The sequence below is a fragment of the Myxosarcina sp. GI1 genome (genome assembly GCF_000756305.1).
Classification (GTDB): Bacteria; Cyanobacteriota; Cyanobacteriia; order Cyanobacteriales; family Xenococcaceae; genus Myxosarcina.
In genome coordinates this window covers 62,958-88,343 of record NZ_JRFE01000017.1, presented here as the reverse complement: position 1 = coordinate 88,343, position 25,386 = coordinate 62,958, and the positions used below count along the sequence as shown (strand labels likewise).

Genomic DNA, 25,386 nt, shown 5'->3' with positions numbered 1-25,386 from the left:
ATCTAAAAACATTACTACCTCACATCAATTCAATAGAGCAATTTACCACCTTCAAGCAACATGGATACAGAACTACAAATCCGACTTAATTTTCTTGACGAAGCCGAAGAATACTTCGATCGCATCGAAACTAATCTGCTCGGACTAACTAACTCGCTGATAGATCCGCAACAGGTAGATCTAATGCTGCGAGCGGCTCACTCTGTCAAAGGAGGAGCGGGAATGATGCAGTTTCCCATATTAAGTAGAGTAGCTCATCGTTTGGAAGATTTTTTTAAAATCTTACGAGTTCGCTATGGTGGTAGCTCGATAAGTATTGAAGTAGAAAATTTACTCTTACAGGGAGTAGACTGTTTGCGGCAAGTCAGCGACTTGCTGCGTCAGGGAGTAACTCTTAAAGATTTCTGGTTTGATGAGAATGCCGAGCCAATTTTCGCTCGCTTACGCCAGCACTTAGGAGAATTAGAAACTGCTGACGAAGATGCTCTGATGGCGCAAGATGAAGATGTCGATCCCGCTCTCTTGATGTTTGAAGAAGGGGTAGATGCCATTTTAGAGCGATTTGAAACCCGCTTTGGTGAGTTTAATCTAGCCGAACTAGCTAGCGAGTTGGCTACCACCGCTAAAGAATTGGTAGCATTCGGTCAAATGGCAAATCTACAGCCGTTTGTCGAACTCTGTCAGTCGATCGAACAACAGGCGCAAAGCATCTCGTCTACGCAGATTGAATCGCTAGCAGAACAGGCTCTAACTACCTGGAAGAGATCGCACGCTTTAGTCATGCGAGGTCGGGTAGAAGTCTTGCCGACTCAGTTGGAAGGAGAAATACCTCCTGCTGACTTAGTAGAAGAAAGCGATGTTTTTTCGGCATTAGATGAATTTGAAACCTTAGATTTTGCAGCAGTTAGTTCCGAGTTAGCCAATTTCAATGGTGATGAATCTACAACAGATTTTGACTTGCTGACAGATGATGCTTTAGAACTGGAAAATATGTCCGCACTCCAGGCTGAATTTGATGTAGACGTACCAGAACAATCTCCCGTCGAAAGCGAGCCACAGAAGCAGCCAGAAACTGAGATTGCCAAGCCTCTGACTGTGGAAATGAATTCGGCAACTGAGTCTAATGATTTAGCTGCTACTTCTCAACCCCAACCAGTAGCTCCAGCGGTTGGCAAGATGGTTAGAGTGCCTTTAGAACAGCTAAGACAATTCAATAATCTGTTTGAAAAGCTAGTTTTAGAGCGCAATACAATTAATTTGCGCCTCAAGCAGCTTCAAACTATGACTGTCTTAATGAACAAACGGATGCAGCAAATAGAGCAGTCTAATACCCAACTCAAACAATGGTACGATCGCGCTTCAATTGAAGGAGTTTTAAGTTCTAGAGAGTCACTACCAGCTTCAGCTATGGTTTCTGGCGACCGCAGTACTACTCTAGCAACGGGTAAAGAAGAATTTGATGTTTTAGAAATGGATCGCTACAGCGATCTTCACCTTATCTGTCAAGAACAAATTGAAACTATCGTTCAGCTTCAAGAGGTAACAACAGATATCGATTTTGGTTTGCAGGAGTTGACTCAAGCAGCACGCAATCTCGATCGCACCACACGATCTTTGCAAAGTAACGTCACCAGAACCCAAATGTTACCTTTTGCCGAGGTCGTCAAGCGGTTTCCCAGGCTGGTGCGCGATCTTAATTTTCAGTTTGGCAAACAGGTCAATCTAACAATTTTGGGCGAAAATACTCTTATCGACCGTTCGGTTTTAGAAACTCTCAGCGATCCGTTAATGCATCTGTTACGTAATGCCTTCGATCACGGCATTGAAGATTCTCAAACTAGAATTGCCGCAGGTAAGCCAGCAGAGGGAAGCATTACCTTACAGGCAGTCGCTCGCGGTACCGAAACAGTTATTACTCTATCAGACGACGGTGGTGGTATTTCTGTAGCTAAGATTGGCGATCGCTTGCGTTCTTTAGGAATTTCTCAAGACCATATCGACCAATTGTCTCAAGAGCAAATCCTCGACTTTATTTTCGAGCCTGGATTTAGTACCGCCAAACAAGTTACCGAACTTTCTGGTCGGGGAGTCGGTATGGACGTAGTTCGCAACAATCTCAAAGAAATACAAGGCAATATACGAGTACAAACTCAGCCAGGACTAGGCTCTACTTTTACCCTGCGAATTCCTTTTACTCTCTCTATCTTACGTGTTGCGATCGTCGAACAGTCTGGAATTATTTTTGCTCTACCAGTCAATAGCGTGCGCGAAATTATGCAGCTTCGATCGGGACAATTAAAAGCTACAGAAGAAGGTAAAGAGCAGTTGCTGTGGCAAGAGCAAAACATCGATCTAGTTCGTCTGGAAAATAGTTTGACTTTTCGTAGACCGAGCAAAAATTTTAGACTTTTAGATAATCCCATAATCGAACATCCGATGGCTCTAATAGTTGGAGACGAAACTAAATTTGTCGCGCTTCATATCGATAGATTCTGGGGCGAACGCGATGCCACAACTAGACCTATTGAAAGTCCCGTCCCTCTACCTTCTGGATTTGTCAGCTCGATGATTTTGGGAGATGGTCGCGTTATTCCCGTTGTCGATCCTGTGGTTTTAGCAGAAGAAAGTTTAAATAGGGCTAGTCAAGAAACTGAAGTAGACAACAATCTAGCAGAACGAGACTTACCTCCTGCATCGCAGATTGAAAACCAAACTATTCTAATCATTGATGACTCAGTCAATGTTCGTCGCTATTTAGCACTAACTTTAGAGAAAGCAGGATATGAAGTCGAACAGGCAAAAGATGGTCGCGAAGCTGTAGATAAACTGCTTGGTGGGCTTAAGGTTCGAGCCGCAATCTGCGATATTGAAATGCCCAGACTCGATGGATATGGAGTTCTAGAAGAAATCAAGGGTAGAAAAGAGTTTCAAGATCTTCCTATAGCTATGCTTACCTCTCGCAGTAATGACAAACATCGCAAGTTGGCTATGAATCTCGGTGCGTCAGCATATTTTTCTAAACCCTATAATGAGCGGGAGTTGCTACAAAAATTAGCCGAACTCATAAAAGCTTAATGGCAACTATGTTAAAAATCGTGCCGCAGACAGTTACCAATCGCTGCTTTTGTCAAGTAAGGTTAATTCGTAAACTTTACATGAGGTAAATATGATGGATTTAGACTCAATCGACATCTCTTTAGACAGTAGCGATCCGCAACAGAAAATGAAAGCTATTAGAGGGTTAAACAATTACGATCCTGAAGTAGCAGTTCCTCGTTTGAAAGCCAATATAAGAGATCGAGAGTTTTTAGTACGCTCTTTTATTGCTATGGGACTGGGCAAACAACAAAGTGCCGAGTCGTTTGCCACGCTATTGGAAATGATGAAATTTGACAGCGATCCTAACGTTCGCGCCGAAGCTGCTAATTCTTTATCTCTATTTGGTAGCGTTGCCGTTTCCCATTTGGCATTAATGTTCGAGCAAGACGCTCATTGGTTGGTACGTCGGAGTATTATTGCTGCACTCTCAGAGTTACACTGTACCGATGAATTTTTTGAAGTATGCGTTTTGGGTTTACAAGGTGAAGACCAAAGTGTAATTGAATCTTGTATCTACTGTTTGGGAAGTTTTGCCGATACTGCTAAAGAAACAGCGGCTATAGAAAAACTATTGCTTCTAACCGATGATGAGTATTGGCGAACTCGAATGCAGGCGGCAAGAGCGTTAGGCAAATTTAATAACGAGCGGGCGATCGCAGCTTTAAACAAACTTAAAGAAGATTTAGATCATCGCGTAGTTGGAGCAGTATTAGAATCTACTGTTTGAGCGATATCAAAATTTGCTATTTAAAAAAGATTTAGATAGACAATTTTCTAGTAACTTTCAGCATAAAGATAAGTTTTTGATAAAATCTTAGAGAAAGATTAAAAATATTAACATATCTTTAAATGAAATTATTAGTAGTTGGTGCAACTGGCACGTTGGGCAGACAAATAGTTCGTGAAGCCTTAGATAGCGATTATGAGGTGCGTTGTTTGGTACGTAACTTTAATAAAGGGACGTTTTTAAAAGAATGGGGCGCAGAATTAATTGAAGGAGATTTATGCCAACCAGAAACGCTGACCCCCGCCTTACAAGGAGTAGAGGCTATCATTGATGCTGCCACCGCTAGAATTACTGATAATCTTGGTGCTAAAGAAGTTGATTGGTTGGGTAAAGTCAATCTCATTCAAGCAGCCCAAGCAGCCCAAGTCGAGCGGTATGTATTTTTTTCAATTCTCGATTGCGAACAACATCCACAAGTGCCGTTGATGGACATCAAACACTGTACGGAATTATTTTTGGCAGAATCAGGGGTGAATTATACCATTCTCAAACCTTGCGGCTTTATGCAGGGCTTAATTTCTCAATATGCTATTCCTATATTAGAAAATCAGGTAGTTTGGGTAACAGGAGAAAGTACCCCTATCGCCTACATGAATACTCAAGATATTGCTAAGTTTGCTATTCGGGCTTTGGAAGTGCCAGAAACGGCAAATCAAACTTTTCCAGTAGTCGGCTCGAAAGCCTGGGGAGCTTATGAAATAGTTGGTCTTTGTGAAAAACTATCGGGAGAAAATGCCAAAATATCCCGTGTATCAATTAATGTATTGAGTTTATTACGTCGCATCAGCCGTTTTTTTCAGTGGGGACAAAATACCGCCAATCGCCTTGCTTTTGCTGAAGTATTAGCTAGTGGTAAGCCTTTAGATGCTTCTATGGAAGAAACTTATCAAACCTTTGGCATCGATCCTCAAGAAATGACTACTCTGGAAGAATATTTACAGGAGTATTTCAGTCGCATCATGAAAAAACTTAAAGAAATCGATTATGAAAAAAACAAAGGCAAGAAGAAAAAAGGAACTAAACCCTATCGCAACCAGTTTTAACCGTCTAAATTGACGTGTATTTTTTAAGCCGTCAATTCTTGCAGGATGCGATTGACTTCGTCAAGTGCTAAAATGGGGTTTTTCTGGCTGTAGTCGGCAATCGCTCCTTCAATCGCTTCTAGTTCTTTATGCAAATTATCTAATATATTTTGTAAGGGTTGCAAATTTTCTTGACCGAACTCACTCTTAAATTTAAGTGCAGTAAGCTCTATACTTAACTGTCGATCTTTATCTTGCTGCTGCTGTAATTCTGTCTTTAGTTGTGCCTGACGTTCGGTTTTTTCAGTAATTTCTGCCTCTAGCCGCTCAATGTTTTGTGCGATTGTGGTAATTTCTCGTTCTAACTGTTCTTGCTGCTCTGCCAAAGTTTGCTGCTGCTGCTGTAAACTTTGTACGATTGGTTCTAAGTCAACTCCTTGTGATTCGGCTTCTAAATCGATAATTCCCTGACGGCGTTTGAGAATTCGTATATGCTGTAGCAAAATCTCATATCTTTCTTTTAACGAGCGACGCTGTCCGACCAAAGTTTGATTTAACATTTTTTGAGCTTCTTTTTCATCAGCCAACTCTTGTTCCAGTGTCAGACGCTCGAATTCATTCACCTCGGAAATCTTTGCTTCCAACTCTTCAACTGCTTTACACTGCCAACTTAGTTCTTCTTCTTGATCGTTAACAAAACGTGCGACTCTATCTAAGTCTTTTTGCAGTTCCCCAACAGTTTTTTCCAAATCTGGTAGAGGCATATTTTCTAAAGCTTTTAAATCTAGTTTTTGCCCCTCTCGACCTGATGATTTAACTCTAGAATCATCTAGTGCTTCTAGCACGGTAGCATAAGTTTGTCTCTGAGAATTTAAAAACTCACTCAACTCTTGTTTTACTGCTAGAGATTTTTGTTCCGATCGAAGTTGTCGCTCGGTTTCGGCAAGGGATTCAGTTAGTAATTGTAAATCTTGCTGACTGTGTTCGAGCCGAGCTTTGCATTCCGATAGTTCTCGCTCTTTTTCTCGTACATCTTGCAAATACTGTTCTAGTTTTTGCCAATTAGGATTGACGGCTCCTTGTTGGGTATTAACTGCTTCAAAAACTAAATGAAGCTTGTCTTTAATCAGATTATTAGAATCTAACGCAGAAGATAGAGTTTGTAGTTGTTCTCGAATTTGTGTTGCTTGAGCTTCATCAAGAACTTTGGACTCTTGAAGCTGCTGTTCTAGATCTTCCTGCTGTCCTTTGAGTTGCGCCCAAGCTCCTGCTAGTTCTTGGCTTTTAGTTTCAAATTCAGCTTTAATTTTTTCCACTTCTGCTTGTGCGTGCGCAATTTCTTGACGCTGCTGTTCTAGACGCTCGGACTCTTCTTCTATTTGTTCTAGCTGTTCGAGACGTGCTTCCATTTCAATCTCTCTTCTACTAAGCTCTTCACTTTGAATTGTTAGAGATTCTTTCCACTGTTCGATTTCTTGTTCTTGATTTTTGGTTTTTTCAATAAGCCGAGTAAATCCTTGTAAAATACCAATAATTTTTTGAGAAGCTGATTCGGGATTACTCTGAAGCTGGCGATTTACCCCTAAATCGATGGTTACTAAAGCACCATTACCAAAATCATAAGATTCTTCTAATTCAACTGTCTCATTGCCATTAATAATGCTCCAAGTTTGGTCATTACGCTGACAAGCCAGGAGTTTGAGCTTTGTTTCTTTGCCGCTCATAAAGCCTTTACTTTGCTTTTGTATTTCTGCCAAATATAGCACTCTGGTTTCCTCTTTAGATTTTTGGCGTTAATAACTAATAAAATTTAATTTTTCAGTTAGCGATCGCTCTAACTCGGGGCGCGAGTTTCGAGAGGACAAAAAGATATTTATTAGATGAAATTGCCTTTAAGTATTAAATTTTAAATCGCGAACTTTTTGTTAATTTCTTATTAAGAATTACAGTTGTTTTAGGACATTTTAGCGATCCTATGTCTATAAGTATATTTTTATATGTATAGCATAACCATCATTGAAACAGGTTGCCAAGGTCTTTGTGCTAATTTAGTTAACTCTATTTTTTAAATATTTCAGTCACTGCTTACTCCGCCGTAAAACGGTAAAGTAATCGGTGACCTTGGGATAAATCTATGCTCAAAACAATTTACTTACGTGTCCGCTTAAAAAGCAATACACAAACACATTTTAGTGCGCTCGGGTAGCGTCGAGTAGTTATAATCACCAAATTTAAAAACCCAAGAATAAAAACACTCCGTAAATACCGCAGTGTTTATTAAGTTTTTTTTAGTTAGACTCGACTAATAGACAATTACAGCAAGCTCTATTGACCTAAAATAAAGTAATTTGTGACTTGTAATAGTAACTGTTTAAATAGACCGAGAAAGTTACTATTACAAAGCCAAGTAATATTACTACAATCTGCTCGACGCTTTTTAAAGCTATAGCTACTATAAAACTATATTGTTTAAATAAATGACTGTGTGGCGGTTGCTAAAAAAGTAGAGTATATTCTGAAGCGAAGAGTTTACTAAATTTACTATTAGATCGATTTTGTTTGAGTTTGGGGAATAATTACAATCAAGCTATGTTTGGTTGTTTCCAGACCACAGCCACAAAATTAGATAGTAGAACAGTAATTCGCCTTTTTAAAGCGATGCTTGCGTTCACTTCGTCAATATAGCCTGTAGTGTTTTGCCAAACTTTTGCTATATCATTTACTCAAAATCTGCGATCGGTTTTATTTACAAATCATCTCAGCGTAAACAAATTCAAAATTTGGCTATAGTTACTTAGCAAATCTAAAGGGAGTAAGAATGATAAAACGTTTAAACTAATGCTACTTAGACCCCATCTACATATAAAACCGTAGTTTTTGAAGAGGAAATGAAGCAAGTCAAACAGCAGAATATAATTGCTACTTGCTACTTACAAGCAATTAACTTAAAAATTTTTGAGGCTTCTTCAGGAATCTAAACCGTCTGTCTGATTTTAAACTGGATGCGGTTTAGCCCAATAGCATTCTCAAAAGCTAAAACAGAACTATGCGATCGAATTTGACACGAGCGTCTAAATTTATAGCCGCTTCAAAACAATAATTGATTATTTTCATTTTTTAGCTGTTTGAGATTGAAGCGAGCGAAAAGAAAGTAACTTTAAATAAAATTAAGTATGAAGTATATAGTAAAAATGATAGTTGACTTCAAAGTAGATAGTAGACTAAAGAGCAAATTTTAAATTCAAGTAAGAATTCTGGCAATTAGCGAGTTATGAGCAAAGTTCTAGTCGTGGAAGACAGTTTGGCACAAAGACAGATGATTTCAGATCTGCTTAAAGGTAGCGGACTCAATGTTACCGTTGCCTGCGATGGAGTAGAAGCATTGGAATATTTAGAAAAATTTAATCCTGACATTGTAGTAATGGATATTGTTATGCCTAGAATGAACGGTTACGAACTTTGTCGCCGTCTCAAATCAGATCCTAAAACTCAGAAAGTTCCCATTGTCATGTGTTCTTCTAAAGGGGAAGAATTCGATCGCTACTGGGGAATGAAGCAAGGAGCTGATGCTTATATTGCCAAGCCATTTCAGCCAGTAGAGCTGATTGGTACCGTCAAACAGCTTTTAAGGACATAAATACAACGAGCGCAATAATTTTGGAGCCATTCATTTATGGTAGATAGTCTAGATCTTTCTTTAGAAATAAAACCGCTAGAAAACCCCGAAGGCGAACTTCATCTGAGATTTTTTTTACCATCTGGAGTAGAGTTTGCTTTACCGGCAACTAGTATTGCTGAAGTTTTGCAACAAACTCCAGATTCGATCGCTCCTATTCCCAATGCTTCGCCTATATTACTAGGAGCGATAAATCTTAGAGGAAAAGTTGTCTGGGTGGCAGATTTAGGGCAATTTTTGGGTGATAGTGGAGAATTAAATACTGACAGACCTACTATTCCCGTAATTGCTGTCGAATATCAAAATTTGGTATTGGGGTTGGCAATCGAAAAAATTGGCGATATGGATTGGTTGGATGTAGAAAAACTACAAATGTATAGCAGTCCTCCAGAAAATATGGCTCCTTTTATATCGGCTCAATGGCAAGTAGATCGAGAAAGCGATCGAGTTTTAAATTTATTAGAAACGTCAGAAATATTTCAAGCATCCAGGTGGGCAACTCGAGCAATGGCAATATAACTTTTTTATTTTATAGTTAATACCTAAATTAAACGAATTATAGTAATTCTTACATAAACTACTCGCCATTAAGACTTGAAGCTCACCGCAGGAACTTAGCACCAACAAAAAACCTAAATCAACTCGGTAAGAAGCATATGGCATCAGGAACTAATTATTCACAAATTTACGAACAAGCAGAACAAGCCTATACAGGAGGGGATTTTACCCATGCGGCAGAAATAATCGATCGCCTGGCTGATGAATTTCCCGAAGATCCTAATGTTTTGTTGCTTCGAGGTCATATTTACTGCTATGGCTTTCAAGATTACAATACTGCACGACAACTGTATCGCGAGGTTCTGGAATTAACTCAAGAACGGGATCTACTAGATATTGCTTATGGAGGTCTTGAAGAAGCAGAGCGATTACAGGAAGAATTGTCCAAAACGGAAGTAGCGTTCGATGAATATAATTTCGATCTAGAAGCTGAAGGTTCGGCAGAAGATGATTTTGCCGACGCAGCAACGAATTTGGAATTTGACGAGTCTATTTCCGAGTCGAGCGATGCTCGGTCGGATTTTGATTCTTTTTCCCTGCCAAACTCAGAAGAACTAGAATTATCTGAGGAAGAGCCAGATACTTTTGCCGATTTTAACTCATCAACGGAAATAGCTAAAGAACCGTCACGTTTAGATGATGCTGATTCGGCTTTTGAGGCAGAATCAGAGGCGGAATATTCAGCAGATAACTTTACCTTGGGCGGCGATGAAGTATTTGGCAATTTCGGCGATCGAGAAAAAGAAATAGATGAAACAGAAGCTCTTGCTGTAAATAGTAGCGAATTTGATACGGGAGATCTGGATGAACGAGCCAAATCAAACTCTCAAGACGAACTGGAATTTGATGAAATTGATAGTAGTTTTTTCGATTTAGAAGAGCTAGAACAAGGACTACCCGATACAGGATTGTTTAACGTTAGTGATGATGTCTCCAGTAGCGAGTCAGTAAACTCCGCTATTGCGACACCATCTGAAATAGAGCATGTGAGTCCCAGTGAGGTAGTTGCAGAAAGTAGTATTGACACCAATAGCTCTAATTCATCGATAGATTTAGAACCTCAAGTCGATGTCAAACAGGGACTTTTAGCTGGTTTTGCCAACGCTTCAATACAAAAGAAACAGTTAATTCTGGCTGGAGTGACAGGAGTTGTAACCACAGTTGCCGTATTGGGAATTAGTTTAATTGGTAACGATGTATCTAATACGGAAAGTGAAAATACTTTTGCTTCAAGGACTAGGAATAGCGTTTTGATGTCTTTAGTTGCGGGAGTTGTTAGCTGTGGAACTGCTGCCGTTGTGGGTAGCGTTACAGCAAAACAGGTTAACCAAGCCAGCCAAAATTTACAATCTCAGTTTGAAGATGTCTATCGCGGCAATCTCAATGCCAAAGCAACCGTATATGCAACGGATGAATTGGGTAAGTTGGCTAGTGGCTTCAATCGTATGACGAGAGTGATCTTAACTACCACACAAGAAGCCCAGAGAAGGGCTGAAGAAACCGAACAGGCAAAAGAAGACTTACAGCGTCAGGTAATTCGTCTGCTAGACGACGTAGAAGGCGCAGCAAGAGGAGATTTGACCGTACAAGCTACAGTAACTGCTGACGTATTAGGAGCGGTAGCCGATGCTTTTAACTTAACCATTCAGAGTCTGCGAGAAATTGTCCGACAGGTAAAAGAAGCAGCAGAACAGGTAAACCAGAGTTCTACCGATAGCGAACTGTTTGCTCGCAATCAATCTAGTGAAGCTCTACGAATGGCAGAAGAGTTGGCAGTGACCCTTAACTCGGTAAAAATGATGACCGAATCATTCGAGCGGGTAGCTGATAATGCTCGCGAAGCCGAAGAAGTTGCTCGTTCTTCGTCGGTCACGGCACTTAAAGGTGGTAAAGCAGTAGAACGTACCGTAGCGGGAATTTTTCAGATTAGAGAAACGGTATCGGAAACCGCACGTAAAGTAAAAAGATTAGCCGAAGCTTCACAGGAAATTTCTAAAATTGTCCTGTTAATTTCACAAATTGCCGAAAGAACCAACCAGTTAGCTCTTAATGCTTCGATTCAGGCAGCTAAAGCTGGTGAAGCAGGTCGCGGTTTTGCAGTAGTTGCCGACGAGGTCAGACAGTTAGCCGATAGATCTGGTAAATCGTTAAAAGAAATCGAACAAATCGTATTACAAATTCAGAGTGAGACGGGTTCGGTAATGACAGCGATGGAAGAAGGGATTCAAGAGGTAATCGACGTTACCGATAGAGCAGATCAGGCTAAAACCGCGCTAGAAGATATTATTCAGGTATCCAATCGTATTGACACCTTGGTGCGTTCGATTACGGCAGATACAGTCGAACAACGTGAGAATTCACGCGCTGTGGCGCAGGTAATGCAGTCGGTAGAGTTAACCGCTCAAGCTACCTCTCAAGAGTCGCAACGAGTTGCTGGCGCGCTTCAAAGTCTAGTAGGAATTGCCCGTAGCTTATTATCTTCTGTAGAACGTTTCCGCATTGACAAAAGTGAAGAGTAATTTGCCAAATAATAAATTTTATTTGGCAAATAGCTAAAGCGATCGCCGCAACTAATTCTTACGGCGACTGAAATTGGTATAATCTCCTAGAAAATTCAGAAGTTCTCAGGCGAAAGTTTGAGCGATCCTCAAAGTCAGCTAGAAAAATGTCTCAGCACACTTTCTCGTCAGTAATCTTTGAGTTAATCTTCCTGAATTAACTCAATCTTTCTAGGGAGACTAATGGCTAGTAAAACAACTTCTAAAAGCGGAATTCAAGTTTGGTTTCGACGTTTAATCGCGGCAGTTTTTTTAGCAGGACAGGTAGCAGTTCATTTATTAAAAGCTAAAGGCAATCCCCGCAATATTCGCGAGCAAATGGCAGTAGTCGGTCCCGATTCGTTAGCGATCGCTTTAATTACCGCAGCTTTTGTCGGTATGGTATTTACCATTCAAGTAGCAAGAGAATTTCTCAACTTTGGCGCGGGGCAGGCAGTAGGAGGAGTTTTAGCACTTGCTCTAACTAGAGAGTTGGCTCCCGTGCTGACGGCAGTAGTAATTGCTGGTAGGGTAGGTTCGGCTTTTGCTGCCGAGATTGGCACGATGCAGGTAACAGAACAAATTGATGCTCTTTACGTGCTAAAAACCGACCCCATAGATTATTTAGTTATTCCTCGCGTGATTGCCTGTGCTTCAATGCTGCCAATTTTAACTATTATTTCTTTAGTTACGGGATTATTTGGCGGATTGATTATTGCTACAACCCTTTACGATATTTCTCAGGCGACATTTTTAGAATCGATTCGTAGCTTTTTACAGTTTTGGGATTTGTGCAGTGCTTTAATTAAATCGGTAATTTTTGGAGCTTTAGTAGCAACTATTGGCTGTAGCTGGGGATTGACCACTACGGGAGGAGCAAAAGGAGTTGGGGAGTCTACTACTACAGCTGTAGTTACAGCCTTGATCGCTATTTTTATTTTTAATTTCTTTTTGTCTTGGTTGATGTTTCAAGGTCCTGGTCGAGACTTAATCAATTAATAGCGATTAGTCTTAAGATAAGAGAACGAGTAAAAAAACAGCGACTGGCATTAAAAGAGCAGTTTGTATGGCAATTCCTACCAAAACTAATTCTCAACAATACATCGAACTACCTCCAAGCTATAAAATACCTTGGTTTTTAATTATCGTAGCGATTCCCTTGTGCTGGTTGAGTTTCTGGCTGGGTGGAATAGTTGCTTTATTCGGTTTGTTTCTAATGTTGCAAACTAAAACTATTCGACTGCAATTTAGCGATAAGGCTTTGGATGTCTATCGTTCCCAACGTAAAATTCGCACTTTTCCCTACAGTGAATGGCTAAACTGGCAGATTTTTTGGCAGCCAGTTCCAATCTTATTTTATTTTCGCGAGATAAATAGTATTCATTTTTTGCCCATAATTTTCGATCCTCAAACTCTCAAAGACTGCCTGGAAAAACATTGCCCTGCAAAATCATAGTTATCAAACAGATATTGTTCTTACTCTAGTTGTAAATTCTTAACAATGAATTCTGAATTTTCTTCTATTCCCGAATCAGATAATAATGAAGCCAATGAGCCAACTGAAAACATAACTAAATCGACAGAAAATCCTGCCGAACCGCTTCCCGATATTTGGCTGGACGAACCAGAAACTTCTATTGAAACCGAATATCAATCTGAAGCAGACTTAGTTGCAGCTAATGAAGACACTGCAGCAGAAGCCAGAGAAGAACAACCTTCCGAAGTTACGGAAATTGAGTCTAGCGAACAGTTTACTTTGGCAATAGATGAAGCTGAAGCAGAACCAGAATTATTTACCGATCGCTGGCTCGATGAATCGGAATCCGAGCCTGTTGGCGCACAGAGTTCCGAATCTACTAATGTCGAATTGCAGCAGCTGGAAGCACAAAGGCGAGCTTTACTAGCTGAAATTGACGATCTAACTGCCCGAAAAGAACAAATAGCCCTACAACAGATTAAAGAAGTCCAGAAAACTATCGGCGAACTAGTTGAAGAGGGCATGAAAGAACTCAAAGAACGTAAAAATTCTTTACAAATTGAAATTGACAAGCTGGAACGTCGTCAGGAGCGCATCCGTCAGGAAATGCGAACTAACTTTGCTGGTGCGTCGCAAGATTTGGCAATTAGAGTTCAGGGATTTAAAAATTATTTGGTAGGAAGTTTGCAAGACTTGGCTATTGCTGCCGAACAACTAGAATTGAATACGCCCTCTCGAAAAGGCAGAATGGGAGGTAGAGAAACTGACGAGCGACTAGAATTAGATGCTGCAGTAGGGAAAAGATCTAGTAGAGAAGGAAGCCGAGCTAAAGCAAACAGACAGAGAAAACCTTCATCACAATCGCCTCAACCTCAGTTTGTAGAACAGGCATTTGCCGAGCAAAGCAGGCAAATTCGCCAGCTTTTAGACCGCTATCGCTCTCGTCCTGACTATTATGGACCTCCGTGGCAGCTACGTCGTACTTTTGAAGCAGTTCATGCCGAAAAAGTGCAAGAGTGGTTTTTTGCTCGGGGTGGCAGGGGCGCAATTAACGGTATGAACAGCCGCCTGCAAAATATTTTAATTGCTTCGGCGATAATTTCTATCGTGCGCCATCTCTACGGCGATCGCTGCCAAACTCTAGTTTTAATCGATACTCCCGAAAAGCTGGGTGAATGGCGTAGGGGACTGCAAGACTGTCTGGGAATTGCTCGTAGTGATTTTGGTGCTAGTCGAGGGGTAGTGCTATTCGACTCGGCAGAAGTAGTAGTGCAAAGAGCCGATCGCCTGATAAAGGATAAACTATTGCCGCTGATTATTATCGACGAAACTGAAGAATTAATTAATCTTTCTTTACTTAAGTTTCCTTTATGGCTGGCTTTTGCTCCCGAAGCTAAAGCAGCAAACTCTAATTACCTGTATTAATTTGTAATGTAAGCCGATCTGCTCTAGTATGCCGATAAACTAAGAGCTAGAGAATTGGCAAAATTTTGGTATGTTTACTGCTTTGAGTTTTAGTTTTCTGTTAGTTATTGTTGCTTATTTACTCGGTTCGATTCCTACAGGATATTTAACCGCCCGCTATCTCAAAGGAATCGACATTAGAGAACATGGCTCTGGTTCTACGGGAGCGACTAATGTATTGAGAATAGTTGGGAAACCAGCAGCGATCGCCGTATTGCTAATCGATCTGCTCAAAGGTTCGGCAGCAGTTATCTTAGTCAATTTGGCTTACGCTCGATTTTCCCCGACAATATTTCCTCCAGACTGGCTACCTTGGTTAGTTATGTCAGCAGCCATAGCAGCAATAATCGGACACAGCAAATCTGTTTGGCTTAATTTTACAGGGGGAAAATCTGTAGCTACTAGTTTGGGGATTTTGCTGGCAATCTCTCCCGTGTTGGGACTGGGAACCTTGGGAAGTTTTTTAATAGTTCTTGCCATTTCTCGTATAGTTTCACTCAGTTCGATTGTCGGCGCGATTGTAGTTAACATTTTGGCGATCGCCTTACATTTGCCTTTACCCTATATGCTATTTACAGGACTGGCGGGAATTTATGTCATCTTCCGTCACCAGGCTAATATCCAACGCTTGCTGGTTGGTGAAGAACCGCAAATCGGACAAATGCCGAAGAATTCCTGATATTTTTTCAAGTAAACGAAGGCAAAAGTTTAACTGGTTAAAAAAACAATAATGAAAACACTAAAGCTAAAATCGAGCAGAGAAATTCCCATACTCGGACAGGGAACCTGGCGCATGGGGGAACGAGCCAGTCAAAAACAGGCAGAAATAGATGCTCTTAAATTAGGTATAGACTTGGGCATGACTTTAATCGATACCGCTGAAATGTATGGTGAAGGTGGTGCGGAAAAAGTAGTTGCCGAAGCGATCGCCGATTGCCGCGATAAAGTATTTTTGGTCAGTAAATTTTATCCTTATAATGCCAGTTACCAAGGTGTAATTAAAGCTTGCGATCGCTCTTTATCCAGACTAAAAACAGATTATATAGATTTGTATTTACTCCACTGGCGCGGTTCTGTTCCGCTGTCGGAAACTTTAGAAGGTTTGCAGCACCTCAAACAGGTTGGAAAGATTTTAGACTATGGCGTAAGTAACTTTGACGTTGACGATATGGAAGAAGCAGTGTCTTTACCAGGAGGCGAAGCGATCGTTACCAATCAGGTGCTTTACAATCTAATGCGTCGCGGTATTGAGTGGGACTTACTACCTTGGTGCCAACAGCGAGACATTCCGATTATGGCTTATTCACCAGTGGAACAACGAGCATTTGCAGGGCGATTGGAGTTAGAAGCGATCGCCGCTAAACATAACGCGACAACAACACAAATCGCTCTTAGCTGGTTGTTAGGACAAAACAACGTTATCTCCATTCCCAAAGCTACCAATCCCCAACACGTTAGGGAAAACCACGCTGCTTTAAATATTAGTCTGTCAGCAGAAGATATTAGAGAAATAGACTGCGCCTTTAAACCTCCCGCTCGTAAAATGTCTTTAGCAATGAGGTAAAGTTGAAAAAGTTAAAAGTTAAAAGTTAAAAGTCAAAACAAATTTTTAACTTTTTGAAGACTTTTAACTTCGAGCGGAGTGAGACAAAGTGAATTTATCTAGCCAGTTGAGAATGTATTTATTAACTATCTCTGGTTTTTCATCGTGAGGACAATGTCCTGCATTAGGAATACTGGCAAATTCTACTTGAGGCTCGGTTGCTGCCAGTTCTTGATAAATTTTCGCGCCTTTGATTGGTGTCCAAGGGTCTTTTTCTCCCCAAAGTATCAGTAATGGAAGATCGATTTTGGGTAATAACTCTAAAGGAGGAGAACCCGCAGGAGCGGTTAAAACCGAAGCAAAAACTTTTTGCGCTCCTAAATCGCAGGAAGGATCGTAGAGCATATCTACCAATTCATCGGTAACCGCAGCGCGATCGCGATACACTTGATAGAGAGTACGGCGAATACGATGTTTGCGGCGAATACTATCAAAAATTAGTTTCCCCGTTAGAGGAGAACTAACTAATTTGGCAAATCCGCCCATGATTAATCTCAAGGGAAGTTTGAGTTCGTCGGGTCGATGATTCAAACCGCCAGCACAGTTAATCAAAACCCCACCAGCAGCAATTTCAGGATGATTGGCAAGCAGCATCATACTCAGCAAACCACCGATGGAGTTGCCGACAAACACAGTCGGTTGGTTAATATGCGCCGACCAAAAATCAACTATCTGCTGCTGCCACAGTTCCAAATGATAATCTAAAGCAGGTTTTGCCGAACCACCAAAGCCGAGTAAATCTAGTGCGTAAACTCGATAACCGCTTTTAGCTAATACGGGAATATTCTTGCGCCAGTGTCCGAGGGAAGCACCAAATCCGTGAATGAGCAATAAAGGTTGTCCTTCTCCGCGAACAGTGTATTGAATGTGATGACCCTGCCACGTCCAGCTAAGTTTATCTAAAGTATTTAACGAGTTGAGTTGATGAGCGATCGCCATTTAAATGCAGATTTATATTTAGGTATCTGTTTTGATGATAAAGCAGAAACGATGATGGGTGAGGGCGTGGGAATATTTTATCGCTACTTTTTTCTGTGGAAACTAGCAATAAAAAAAGGCTACTTGCTAGCTACAAATAACCTTTCTCGATCGATGCTGTTAATAAAGCTGATGTTGCTAAGAACATCAAATTTTTTCGATTGTCATTGATTATCAATTACAGTTTTACCGTCACAGTTTTGACTTCTGTATACTGCTGTAAGCCATACTCGCCTAATTCCCGTCCCATTCCCGACTGTTTAAAACCGCCAAAAGGTGCGGCAATATCAAAGGCATGATAGCAATTAACCCAGACAGTTCCAGCGCGAAGGCTATGAGCGATCGCGTGGGCTTTGGAAATATCCTGAGTCCATACACCTGCTGCCAAACCATAAATCGTATCGTTTGCCCGCTCTACAAGCTCATCGATATCTTTAAACTTGATAATGCTCATTACAGGACCAAAAATTTCTTCGCGTGCGATATCCATATCGTCTCGAACATCAGCAAAAACTGTCGGCTCGATAAAATAGCCGCGATCGCCAAATCGATGACCGCCACACAGCATTTTGGCTCCCTGACGCATACCTGATTCAATGTAGCCCATCACTTTATCAAACTGCTCGCGGTCTACTTGCGGACCTTGTTTGGTATCGCTAGCAAAAGGATCGCCTACTTTACGCTGCTTGGCTCTTTCTACCGATCGCTCTACAAATTCGTCATAGCATTTCTCTTCGACAAACAATCGCGAACCTGCATTGCAGCACTGACCTTGATTGAAAAATAAAGCCTGATGAGAACCTTCGATCGCGGCATCGAAGTTGGCATCGGCAAAAACTATATTGGGACTTTTACCACCTAATTCGAGAGTAACTCGCTTGAGGTTACTCTTAGCTGCTGCTTCCATGATTAAATGCCCAACCTCAGTCGAACCAGTAAAGGCTACCTTATCAATATTGGGATGTCGGGCGATCGCTGCTCCTGCGGTCGGTCCATAACCCGAAAGCAGATTGACTACCCCTGGAGGAAATCCTGCTTCAACAATCAATTCTCCTACCCGAAACGCCGATAGAGGTGTTTGTTCTGCCGTCTTCATTACCACAGTGTTACCTGCTGCTAAAGCTGGTGCCAGCTTCCAGGCTTGCATTAGCAAAGGAAAGTTCCAAGGAATAATCTGACCGACTACTCCTACTGGTTCGTGGCGAGTATAGCAAAAGTAAGAGCCACTAATGGGTATAGTTTTTCCCTGAATCTTATCTGCCCAACCAGCATAGTAGCGATAGGTTTCAATCACAAAGGGCAAGTCCATATTTAACGATTCGGTGAGTGGCTTGCCATTGTCTAAAGTTTCTAGTCTGGCTAATTCTTCCTTATTTTCTTCTATAAGATCGGCAAGCTTGTAGAGTAACTCTCCACGCTTTCTTGCCGACATCTTGCGCCAGTCGCTATGGTTAAAGGCATTGCGTGCTGCTTCGACAGCGCGATCGACATCTGCTGCATCAGCCTCGGCAACGTCACAGATAACTTCTCCCGTAGCGGGATTAATCGTCTCGAACCGTTTCCCAGAAACGCTTTCTACCCATTGATTGTTAATTAGCAGCTTGGTAGGACCGAGTTTTACCTTTGCTTCTGGTCTTGTAGCAGTGACCATGATGGTTATCCTCCTTAGCTTGAAGAAAAATCTATTTCTTTAATCTTAAAACCGCTTAATTAGTTGATTTATAGAGCAAGAAGATTCTTAACATTTGTATTATTTCGTACTTGCTCGCTCTACTCTGCGATCTGTATAGACACTAGTTACTTAGTATCATTCAAATACCTAGTGCCTACAGACTTTAAGAATAACTTTCTATCTAGGCGATCGCCTGTTCGTAACGTCGGTTTATTTCATCCCAGTTAACTACGTTCCACCAATTTTTAAGATATTCACCACGTTCGTTGCGGTAGTTGAGATAGTAGGCATGCTCCCAGACATCGTTGCCCATAATCGGATACATGCCCTCCATCAAAGGACTGTCTTGATTGGGCATACCCATAACTTTTAGTTGATTATTGCTATCGAGAGCCAGCCACGCCCAACCGCTACCAAACTGATTGCTGCCAGCTTCGTTAAACTGTTCTTTAAACGCCTCAAAACTACCAAAAGTTTCTGTAATTGCGTCGGCAATTGCCCCTGTTGGTTCTCCACCACCATTGGGACTCATGATTTCCCAAAACATCTTATGGTTGACATAACCACCGCCATTGTTGCGAATAGTAGTAGCAATATCTTCTGGTACGCTATCGATCTCGCGTAAAATATCCTCAGCAGACTTGCTAGTTAGTTCGGGATATTGACTGACAGCTTGGTTGAGTTTTTTGGTATATGAAGCATGATGCTTGTCGTGATGAAACATCATCGTTTCGGCATCTATGTGTGGCTCTAGAGCATCGTAATCATAAGGAAGCGGCGGTAACTCAAATGGTCCATCTGGTTCGTTTTGAGCTATAGCCAGTTTGGGAAAAGTTCCTATTGCGGTAGCTGCACCACTAGCACCTAAGAGAAGTAAAAAATTTCGACGATTGAGAATCATAGGTTAATGAGATTTTTAATTAAATTGGAGTATTTAAATCAAATTATCATTTTTAAATTGTTTAGAGAGTAAAGCTTTGTTTTTCTAGCTGTTAGATTTAATATTGCTGTCTTTGTCTTAATTGGAGCAAAGCAACCCATGAACTTTTCTACCCAAGCTTGGAAAGATATTGGCAATATTTACGATGCCATTCTTATTATGCCGTTTTTGCAAGAGCTAGCGACAGGTTCTTTAAACAAAGAAGTTTTTCAGCACTACATCATTCAAGATGCTATATATCTCGGTGAATTTTCTCGCGTCTTGGCGATAATTGCTGCTAAAGCACCCCGACCAGAAATCCAGCTTCAATTTGCCGATATGGCTCGCGAAGCGATCGCTGTAGAGCGGAGCTTACATGAAGATTTTTTTAGCGAGTTTGGTATTGCTGCGGAATTTGCCCTGGCAACCGAGCCATCGCCGACTTGCCTGGGCTACACTAACTTTTTGACTGCTGTGGCTTACCGTCATAATTTTGCAGTCATTGTCGCGGCTGTTTTGCCCTGTTTCTGGATTTATTCTGAGGTAGGCAAACATATTTACCAAAAAGCCACAGCTAATAATCCCTACCAAAAATGGTTGGATACTTATGTTGATGAAGATTTTGAAGCTTCGGTTAAATATACTATCGATGTCTGCGATCGCGCTGCTAAAGATGCTGCTGCTGTAGATTTAAAGTTAATGAAACAGGTTTTTTATCGAGCTTCTCAATACGAATGGTTATTTTGGGATAGTTCTTATCGTTTAGAACGATGGCAAATAGGCAACAAAAAAAGCAAAAAATAAAAACTAGAAAGTAATACTAAATCTTGTTTACTTTAATACTTCCTCACCGATGCAGGCTCCGCCACCAAAAACCAGATATTCATGTAAAGAGTCGGCAGAAAAACTGCCTTTAGCCTTGGCTAGAAAAGTTCTGCCTTCTACATATTCATCTACTGTGGTTTCTCGTCCATAGACTTTAAAAGACACTACCTCATTTGCTCCAGAATAGCAGCTTAGTTCATCAGTTAAGTTTAGTTCTCTATAAACAGATGCTTCACCGCGATCGATGATGCACAATCCACCAGCAAAATTGATGCTGTGTTCCCCTCTTTCATCTCTGACTTTGACTTCATGAGCAAATTTGTACTCATCGGCAAAGGGTCCAGCGACAATATTCTCTCTTAGAATTTCTCGTCCTCCAGAAAAACAGACTAACTCCGCAGCAGGAGTCGGGTTTGGTTTTGTCTGCCGTGCTGATGCTAGCTGAGGCAAGCTACTCCAGATAATTAAAATGATTAAAAGCCATAACATAGCTTTAAACTTATGCTTGCAGTTATTTTGCCATCCAGTTAGCCTGTCGATCGCGGTTGATGCGGTCTTTAATTTGAGGACTGTAAAGACGCAAATAGTTCCAATAGTTGCCAAAGACACCTTCAACATAATCTTGAGTTTCGGGGAAAGGAATTTGTTCGATAAAGCGATCGCGATCGGCGATATCGTAGTTTTGCAGCCATTGACTGACATTACCCGTACCTGCGTTATAGCTAGCGATCGCCAGTAAAGAACTGTTGTTATATCTTTGATGATTGTATGCCAAATACCAAGTACCAATGTTGATATTATCTGTAGAATTAGTCAGAGAATAATCTGATAAATTAGTTTGCTCGGCGACCCATTGGGCTGTAGGGGGTACGATTTGCATCAAACCAACTGCTCCAACTTTAGAACTAACCTGCGGATTAAAAGTTGATTCTTTACGCATTACGGCGATAACTAATAATGGATTTATTGCTTCTTGGCGAGCGGCTTGTAAAATTTGTTGCTGGTAGGCAAAGGGAAACAAACCATACCAATAGGCAGCAGTCTGTCGCAGAGCCTGCCATTCTTGGCGTTCCTGGGGTTCTTCCCTTTCTCTCAAGGCTAAAATTTGCTCGATTCCTGTCGCTATTTGCCCAAGTTCGAGTTGCAGCAGACTTTCGGTAAACTGTTCTGCTACTGAAAGTTGTGAAGCTCGCTCGATTTCTGCTTGCAGTAACGTCCAAGCATCGCGAGTTTGACCTAAAAGATATAGCTCTTGTAAGGCTTCCGAACCCATAGGCAGTGGTATATAACTGGGATTTAGTTTTAGGTCGGGACTCAAATTCCGCAAATTAGAAAAGTCGCCGACATCCCAACCCAAATGTACCGCCGACCGCCAAGCCCAATAAGATTGAGGATACAGCGCGATTACTCGATGCCACAGATGCTTGGCTTCTTGAGAGTCTCCCAATTCTTTAGCCCATTTTGCCGACCAAAATAGGGCTTTGGGAGCAGAATCCAAGCTAAAAGTGAAGTTAGCTACGGGCTGCATTACTCGTACGGCTTCTCTTTTTTTGCCCTCTGAAGCTAACTGCCAAGCTATTTGCCAGCGATACTCGGCAGCGGTATCGGAGTTGGCATAGGTATTTAAGAGTTCCTGTCTGGCAGCTTTAGCTGCTCGATCTTTATCAAAGGCATCGTGAATTATGGCTTTAGCCAACAGAGCTTGCGGCGCGACTTCTGGAAAATTGGCGATCGCTTTTTCTAAATAGACAATTGCTTCATCGCCACCAGTAATACTGGCGAGATACAGCAGCGACCATCCTGCTTCCCTAGAGTCGTAATATTCCTCAATAGTTTGTTTGTAAGCATTGCGGGCAAGATCGATATTGCCATTAAGGTGAAAACCTCTAGCGGTACGATACAGGTTACGTGGGGTTTCGGGGGCGAAAGTATAGGCATCGGCAGCTTTGCGATTTTCTCCTGCCTGCCAATAACCATCGGCGATCGCTTCCCAGTCTTCGGGTTCTAGTCGAGCGGGATGTTGCAGCACCAGGCGATCGCGAATCGGATCGAGATTATCGCCGCGAGCGTATTTTGCCAGTAGCAACAGCAATTCAAAGCGGTTGGGATTTTGCTTTAAAAGTTGACGGGCAAGTTCTATAGTGCGGGGATGATAGGGAAATTTACTAATTAACTCTTGTTGAATTTGGCGATCTTGAGGATTTAGTAAATATAGAGCATCAGCGATCGCTGGAGAATTGGGATAGTTTTCTCTAAGGCGTTCGATAGTCTGGCGAAATTCTGCTTCTCGTCCGTCCTGCCGATATGCCTGTGCCAGTTTTAAAAGAATTTGGGGCGCGAGCAAGGGATAGTCTGTTTCTAGTCCTTGTAAATATTCTATAGCTGCCGCTCCTTGCTGTTGCTGTAGCAAGTCTGTAGCCAATAAATAGCGAGCGCGATAGCGATCGTTAGTTTTAGTTTCCGTAGCTAACTCTTTTAGCTCTGCTGCTCTCTGTTGCGGTGGTAGAGAGCGTAAAGTAGTTAAACTTGAAGCTTTTCGCGCCTGTCGTTCGAGAGCGAATTTACCAATCGGCAATAACCGACCATCTTGTATAGCCAGCCATCCCAAACTGCCCAAAATCGCTATGAGCAATCCCGAACTTATTAAAGACAGGGTTGAGGCTGTCTGAAGTTTTTGCCAAATTTTAAGGTGCATTTTGGGTTTGAGCATTGTGTTTCGCTCGCTGTTTTTGAGTAGAACTCATTCGCTCTGGAACTAGGATCTTCCTTAGTGCGTCTAAAAGATTACTAGCGAAACAAACAAATTTCGCCAGCCTGTTTGTAAGTATCGATCTTTTTTTCTAACAGGCTACACCAAATACCATAGTTAGATCTATGTTTAAACCTAAATACTTTAAACCAACCACCTTACTAGTAACATTGACTCTCAATACGGTCGCTGTTACCTCATTGTTTAATACCAATCCTGCTGCGGCGCAGCTTTTTCCTTCTCAAAGAGAAAGAGATTTTCCCAGACGAGAAGACAGCCGCGATCGCTACAGTCCCTTAACCATACCCAGAGGAGTCGTTATTCCCGTAGAATACGAGCGAGAAAAAATTCTTGTTACTAAAGAAGAAACCGTACCCGTAACTCTTACCGTTGCCGCTAATATCAGAAGTAGAGATCGGCAAACACTAATTCCTTACGGTAGTGAAATAGTAGGACAAATCGAACCCGCTGGCGATGGTTCGCGTTTTGTTGCCGAAGAAATTGTGTTTCCCGACGGTTCGGCACAGTATATCAATGCTAGTTCTGATATTGTTACCCGTACCGAAACGGTAAAAAAAGGAGCGGGTACGGGAGACATTCTCAAAGGAGCAGCAATTGGCGGAGCGGCAGCCACCGTACTTGCTGGAATCTTTGGCGATGTTAATGCAGTGGAAGTTTTAGGCGGAGCGGGAGCGGGTGCCTTAGCAGGAATACTACTAGGGGGAAGGAAAGCAGAGCTAGTTTCCATCGACCCCAACCAAGATCTCGATCTTACTTTAGAGTCGGATTTAGCTCTACGTTGATTTTGCCAATTGTCGAAAGGTTAGGCATTTTAGTTTTGCCTTTTGCTATAGCTAATCAATCTGGAAGATAAAGGAGACTAAATCTTCCTTACCCAAAGAAATGCGATCGCCCGCTCTTAGCCGATGACGATTTCCAGGAATTAGCGAAGTATGGTTGACATAAGTTCCGTTGGAACTACCCACATCTTCAATAAAGTAAATATCGCCTTCTACCCGTAGGTCGGCATGAATCCTGGAAACAACTTCAGAGTGGGCAAAGCCCGAAACATCTATATCCGGAGGAATTTTATTATTGGGCTTACCAATATGAATCAGGTCTAGATTGGGAGGAACTAGCAAAGGGGTATTGGTTTGAACGTGTAGCAAACTAATATTACTCGATTGCAATTGAGTAGCCGAATCGAAGCTCTCGTCTGAGTCTGAAATTGAAGCAGCAGTTGAGGTATCCTTTTGGAAGTCGGGAAGTTCTGAAGCAGCCACAGAAGTTCCTATATCTTCGATTGCCATGTCCGCTTCTACCGAACTTGCCTCGTCTGTAGTCGAGCTTAGTTCTTTCTTTTGGCTAAAAGTCTCCTCGTTTTCGTCGGCAAAAGTAATAACAGATTCTTCAGTAGATAGAGGTTCTGAAACAGAGGCATTAGCTTCAGGCTCAATCGCCACTGGCGCAAATGTTTCCGTTTCTAGGTCCGAGTCTTCAACGGGAGCATTAGTATAGGTTTCAGTTGCGGATTCGCCATTCATGTTTGGTTCGGACGAAGCAAAAGCAGTTTCACTAGTCTCCAAGTCTCGCTCCTCTGGTGAGGTAACTATTGTTGGTTCTGGTTCGCTAGCTTCCCTGTTAGCCGCAGGGGTATCTATTGGATCGATAAACTCTGTCGAATTGCTACTTTCAACAAAATCGCTCTCTGGCGCATATTCGGCTGCTGGCGATTCTTCATCCCAAGGGCTAACCATAGGAGAAGAAGTAGAGGCTGCTGCTGGCTCTTCAGGCTTGAGGGTTGTTTGGGAGGTTACTATTGTCTCCGCAACTTCTGTTTCTGGAACCAGATTTACAGCATTGAGATTAAAACCACACTGACCGCAAAAAGTAGCGTCTGTTTGAACTGCTGCACCGCAGTTAGGACAACTAGCACTTCCCGGTAGAGAACTATAGCAATTTTCGCATTGCAAAGCTTCTTGAGGATTTTGATGATTGCAGTTAGGACAAGTGATCATAA

Annotated in this window: 21 protein-coding genes; 14 read left to right on the top strand and 7 right to left on the bottom strand. The window is 41.7% G+C overall.

The annotated features are described in order from the left end of the window. Positions 1-60: 60 nt before the first annotated feature. The 3 genes from KV40_RS13245 to KV40_RS13235 all read left to right on the top strand — a co-directional run bounded on the left by KV40_RS13245 (position 61) and on the right by KV40_RS13235 (position 4,929). Positions 61-3,075: a hybrid sensor histidine kinase/response regulator gene (locus KV40_RS13245; protein ID WP_036482153.1), complete on the top strand. Its 3,015-nt coding sequence runs from the start codon at positions 61-63 to the stop codon at positions 3,073-3,075. A gap of 91 nt (positions 3,076-3,166) precedes the next feature. Next, positions 3,167-3,826 (top strand): HEAT repeat domain-containing protein, encoded by a 660-nt coding sequence (locus KV40_RS13240; RefSeq protein WP_253274250.1) that lies wholly within the window; start codon positions 3,167-3,169, stop codon positions 3,824-3,826. Positions 3,827-3,948: 122 nt separating this feature from the next. Then, positions 3,949-4,929 carry an SDR family oxidoreductase gene (locus KV40_RS13235; protein ID WP_036482149.1) on the top strand — a complete coding sequence of 327 codons (981 nt, stop codon included), beginning with the start codon at positions 3,949-3,951 and terminating at the stop codon, positions 4,927-4,929. Positions 4,930-4,952: 23 nt separating this feature from the next. On the opposite strand, the gene hmpF is transcribed toward KV40_RS13235, so the two are convergent. After that, positions 4,953-6,674, bottom strand: a complete 1,722-nt coding sequence (hmpF, locus tag KV40_RS13230) for a pilus motility taxis protein HmpF (protein WP_036482146.1) — start codon at positions 6,672-6,674, stop codon at positions 4,953-4,955. A 1,505-nt stretch (positions 6,675-8,179) separates the two neighbouring features. On the opposite strand from hmpF, the gene KV40_RS13225 reads away from it, so the two are divergent. The 8 genes from KV40_RS13225 (at position 8,180) to KV40_RS13190 (ending at position 16,184) form a co-directional block, all read left to right on the top strand. Next, positions 8,180-8,545 (top strand): response regulator transcription factor, encoded by a 366-nt coding sequence (locus KV40_RS13225; protein ID WP_036482143.1) that lies wholly within the window; start codon positions 8,180-8,182, stop codon positions 8,543-8,545. 36 nt (positions 8,546-8,581) lie between these two features. Further along, entirely contained in the window at positions 8,582-9,103 is a 522-nt protein-coding gene (locus KV40_RS13220; RefSeq protein ID WP_036482140.1) for a chemotaxis protein CheW, read from the top strand. Between the two features lie 137 nt (positions 9,104-9,240). Further along, the gene (locus tag KV40_RS13215; protein WP_036482138.1) at positions 9,241-11,661 is read left to right on the top strand and encodes a HAMP domain-containing methyl-accepting chemotaxis protein; all 2,421 of its coding nucleotides are present in this window, start codon (positions 9,241-9,243) and stop codon (positions 11,659-11,661) included. A gap of 222 nt (positions 11,662-11,883) precedes the next feature. After that, positions 11,884-12,678 (top strand): MlaE family lipid ABC transporter permease subunit, encoded by a 795-nt coding sequence (locus tag KV40_RS13210; protein WP_036482136.1) that lies wholly within the window; start codon positions 11,884-11,886, stop codon positions 12,676-12,678. 67 nt (positions 12,679-12,745) lie between these two features. Further along, positions 12,746-13,135, top strand: a complete 390-nt coding sequence (locus KV40_RS13205; protein WP_052055616.1) for a DUF3119 family protein — start codon at positions 12,746-12,748, stop codon at positions 13,133-13,135. Between the two features lie 45 nt (positions 13,136-13,180). After that, positions 13,181-14,581: a DUF3086 domain-containing protein gene (locus KV40_RS13200; protein ID WP_036482131.1), complete on the top strand. Its 1,401-nt coding sequence runs from the start codon at positions 13,181-13,183 to the stop codon at positions 14,579-14,581. A gap of 70 nt (positions 14,582-14,651) precedes the next feature. Then, positions 14,652-15,299 (top strand): glycerol-3-phosphate 1-O-acyltransferase PlsY, encoded by a 648-nt coding sequence (gene plsY, locus KV40_RS13195; RefSeq protein ID WP_036482128.1) that lies wholly within the window; start codon positions 14,652-14,654, stop codon positions 15,297-15,299. 51 nt (positions 15,300-15,350) lie between these two features. Beyond that, positions 15,351-16,184 (top strand): aldo/keto reductase, encoded by an 834-nt coding sequence (locus tag KV40_RS13190; RefSeq protein WP_036482125.1) that lies wholly within the window; start codon positions 15,351-15,353, stop codon positions 16,182-16,184. A 63-nt stretch (positions 16,185-16,247) separates the two neighbouring features. On the opposite strand, the gene KV40_RS13185 is transcribed toward KV40_RS13190, so the two are convergent. Beyond that, complete coding sequence (locus KV40_RS13185) at positions 16,248-17,162, bottom strand: alpha/beta fold hydrolase (RefSeq protein WP_036482122.1); 915 nt, start codon at positions 17,160-17,162, stop codon at positions 16,248-16,250. Between KV40_RS13185 and KV40_RS34900 the strand changes: the two genes are divergently transcribed. Next, the gene (locus KV40_RS34900; RefSeq protein ID WP_156114031.1) at positions 17,148-17,372 is read left to right on the top strand and encodes a hypothetical protein; all 225 of its coding nucleotides are present in this window, start codon (positions 17,148-17,150) and stop codon (positions 17,370-17,372) included. The genes KV40_RS13185 and KV40_RS34900 overlap by 15 nt on opposite strands. Before the next feature lie 7 nt (positions 17,373-17,379). On the opposite strand, the gene KV40_RS13180 is transcribed toward KV40_RS34900, so the two are convergent. Both KV40_RS13180 and KV40_RS13175 read right to left on the bottom strand, forming a co-directional pair. After that, on the bottom strand, positions 17,380-18,852 hold the full coding sequence (locus tag KV40_RS13180) for an aldehyde dehydrogenase family protein (protein WP_036482120.1): 1,473 nt from the start codon (positions 18,850-18,852) through the stop codon (positions 17,380-17,382). 202 nt (positions 18,853-19,054) lie between these two features. Beyond that, positions 19,055-19,774, bottom strand: a complete 720-nt coding sequence (locus tag KV40_RS13175) for a superoxide dismutase (protein ID WP_036482117.1) — start codon at positions 19,772-19,774, stop codon at positions 19,055-19,057. 138 nt (positions 19,775-19,912) lie between these two features. On the opposite strand from KV40_RS13175, the gene tenA reads away from it, so the two are divergent. After that, positions 19,913-20,596: a thiaminase II gene (tenA, locus tag KV40_RS13170; RefSeq protein ID WP_036482115.1), complete on the top strand. Its 684-nt coding sequence runs from the start codon at positions 19,913-19,915 to the stop codon at positions 20,594-20,596. A 27-nt stretch (positions 20,597-20,623) separates the two neighbouring features. On the opposite strand, the gene KV40_RS13165 is transcribed toward tenA, so the two are convergent. Together KV40_RS13165 and KV40_RS13160 are read right to left on the bottom strand one after the other, a co-directional pair. Continuing rightward, positions 20,624-21,106: a hypothetical protein gene (locus tag KV40_RS13165; RefSeq protein ID WP_036482113.1), complete on the bottom strand. Its 483-nt coding sequence runs from the start codon at positions 21,104-21,106 to the stop codon at positions 20,624-20,626. Between the two features lie 22 nt (positions 21,107-21,128). Further along, positions 21,129-23,327, bottom strand: coding sequence for a transglycosylase SLT domain-containing protein (locus KV40_RS13160; RefSeq protein ID WP_036482111.1), 2,199 nt, complete (start codon positions 23,325-23,327; stop codon positions 21,129-21,131). Positions 23,328-23,491: 164 nt separating this feature from the next. Here KV40_RS13160 and KV40_RS13155 point away from each other — a divergent pair, with 164 nt between their 5' ends. Further along, positions 23,492-24,169, top strand: a complete 678-nt coding sequence (locus KV40_RS13155; RefSeq protein WP_036482109.1) for an S-layer domain-containing protein — start codon at positions 23,492-23,494, stop codon at positions 24,167-24,169. Positions 24,170-24,220: 51 nt separating this feature from the next. Here the strand turns inward: KV40_RS13155 and KV40_RS33365 are convergent, their stop codons facing one another. Continuing rightward, positions 24,221-25,384: an FHA domain-containing protein gene (locus KV40_RS33365; RefSeq protein WP_036482107.1), complete on the bottom strand. Its 1,164-nt coding sequence runs from the start codon at positions 25,382-25,384 to the stop codon at positions 24,221-24,223. Positions 25,385-25,386 lie beyond the last annotated feature (2 nt).

Bases quoted from the DNA above. Each gene is read 5' to 3' on its own strand.
- KV40_RS13160 (WP_036482111.1), bottom strand. From the start codon at position 23,327: ATGCTCAAACCCAAAATGCACCTTAAAATTTGGCAAAAACTTCAGACA.
- KV40_RS13165 (WP_036482113.1), bottom strand. From the start codon at position 21,106: ATGTTATGGCTTTTAATCATTTTAATTATCTGGAGTAGCTTGCCTCAG.
- plsY (WP_036482128.1), top strand. From the start codon at position 14,652: ATGTTTACTGCTTTGAGTTTTAGTTTTCTGTTAGTTATTGTTGCTTAT.
- KV40_RS13225 (WP_036482143.1), top strand. From the start codon at position 8,180: ATGAGCAAAGTTCTAGTCGTGGAAGACAGTTTGGCACAAAGACAGATG.
- KV40_RS13235 (WP_036482149.1), top strand. From the start codon at position 3,949: ATGAAATTATTAGTAGTTGGTGCAACTGGCACGTTGGGCAGACAAATA.
- KV40_RS34900 (WP_156114031.1), top strand. From the start codon at position 17,148: ATGAGCGATCGCCATTTAAATGCAGATTTATATTTAGGTATCTGTTTT.
- tenA (WP_036482115.1), top strand. From the start codon at position 19,913: ATGAACTTTTCTACCCAAGCTTGGAAAGATATTGGCAATATTTACGAT.
- KV40_RS33365 (WP_036482107.1), bottom strand. From the start codon at position 25,384: ATGATCACTTGTCCTAACTGCAATCATCAAAATCCTCAAGAAGCTTTG.
- KV40_RS13205 (WP_052055616.1), top strand. From the start codon at position 12,746: ATGGCAATTCCTACCAAAACTAATTCTCAACAATACATCGAACTACCT.
- KV40_RS13220 (WP_036482140.1), top strand. From the start codon at position 8,582: ATGGTAGATAGTCTAGATCTTTCTTTAGAAATAAAACCGCTAGAAAAC.
- KV40_RS13155 (WP_036482109.1), top strand. From the start codon at position 23,492: ATGTTTAAACCTAAATACTTTAAACCAACCACCTTACTAGTAACATTG.
- KV40_RS13215 (WP_036482138.1), top strand. From the start codon at position 9,241: ATGGCATCAGGAACTAATTATTCACAAATTTACGAACAAGCAGAACAA.
- KV40_RS13245 (WP_036482153.1), top strand. From the start codon at position 61: ATGGATACAGAACTACAAATCCGACTTAATTTTCTTGACGAAGCCGAA.
- KV40_RS13200 (WP_036482131.1), top strand. From the start codon at position 13,181: ATGAATTCTGAATTTTCTTCTATTCCCGAATCAGATAATAATGAAGCC.
- KV40_RS13175 (WP_036482117.1), bottom strand. From the start codon at position 19,774: ATGATTCTCAATCGTCGAAATTTTTTACTTCTCTTAGGTGCTAGTGGT.
- KV40_RS13210 (WP_036482136.1), top strand. From the start codon at position 11,884: ATGGCTAGTAAAACAACTTCTAAAAGCGGAATTCAAGTTTGGTTTCGA.
- KV40_RS13185 (WP_036482122.1), bottom strand. From the start codon at position 17,162: ATGGCGATCGCTCATCAACTCAACTCGTTAAATACTTTAGATAAACTT.
- KV40_RS13240 (WP_253274250.1), top strand. From the start codon at position 3,167: ATGATGGATTTAGACTCAATCGACATCTCTTTAGACAGTAGCGATCCG.
- KV40_RS13190 (WP_036482125.1), top strand. From the start codon at position 15,351: ATGAAAACACTAAAGCTAAAATCGAGCAGAGAAATTCCCATACTCGGA.
- KV40_RS13180 (WP_036482120.1), bottom strand. From the start codon at position 18,852: ATGGTCACTGCTACAAGACCAGAAGCAAAGGTAAAACTCGGTCCTACC.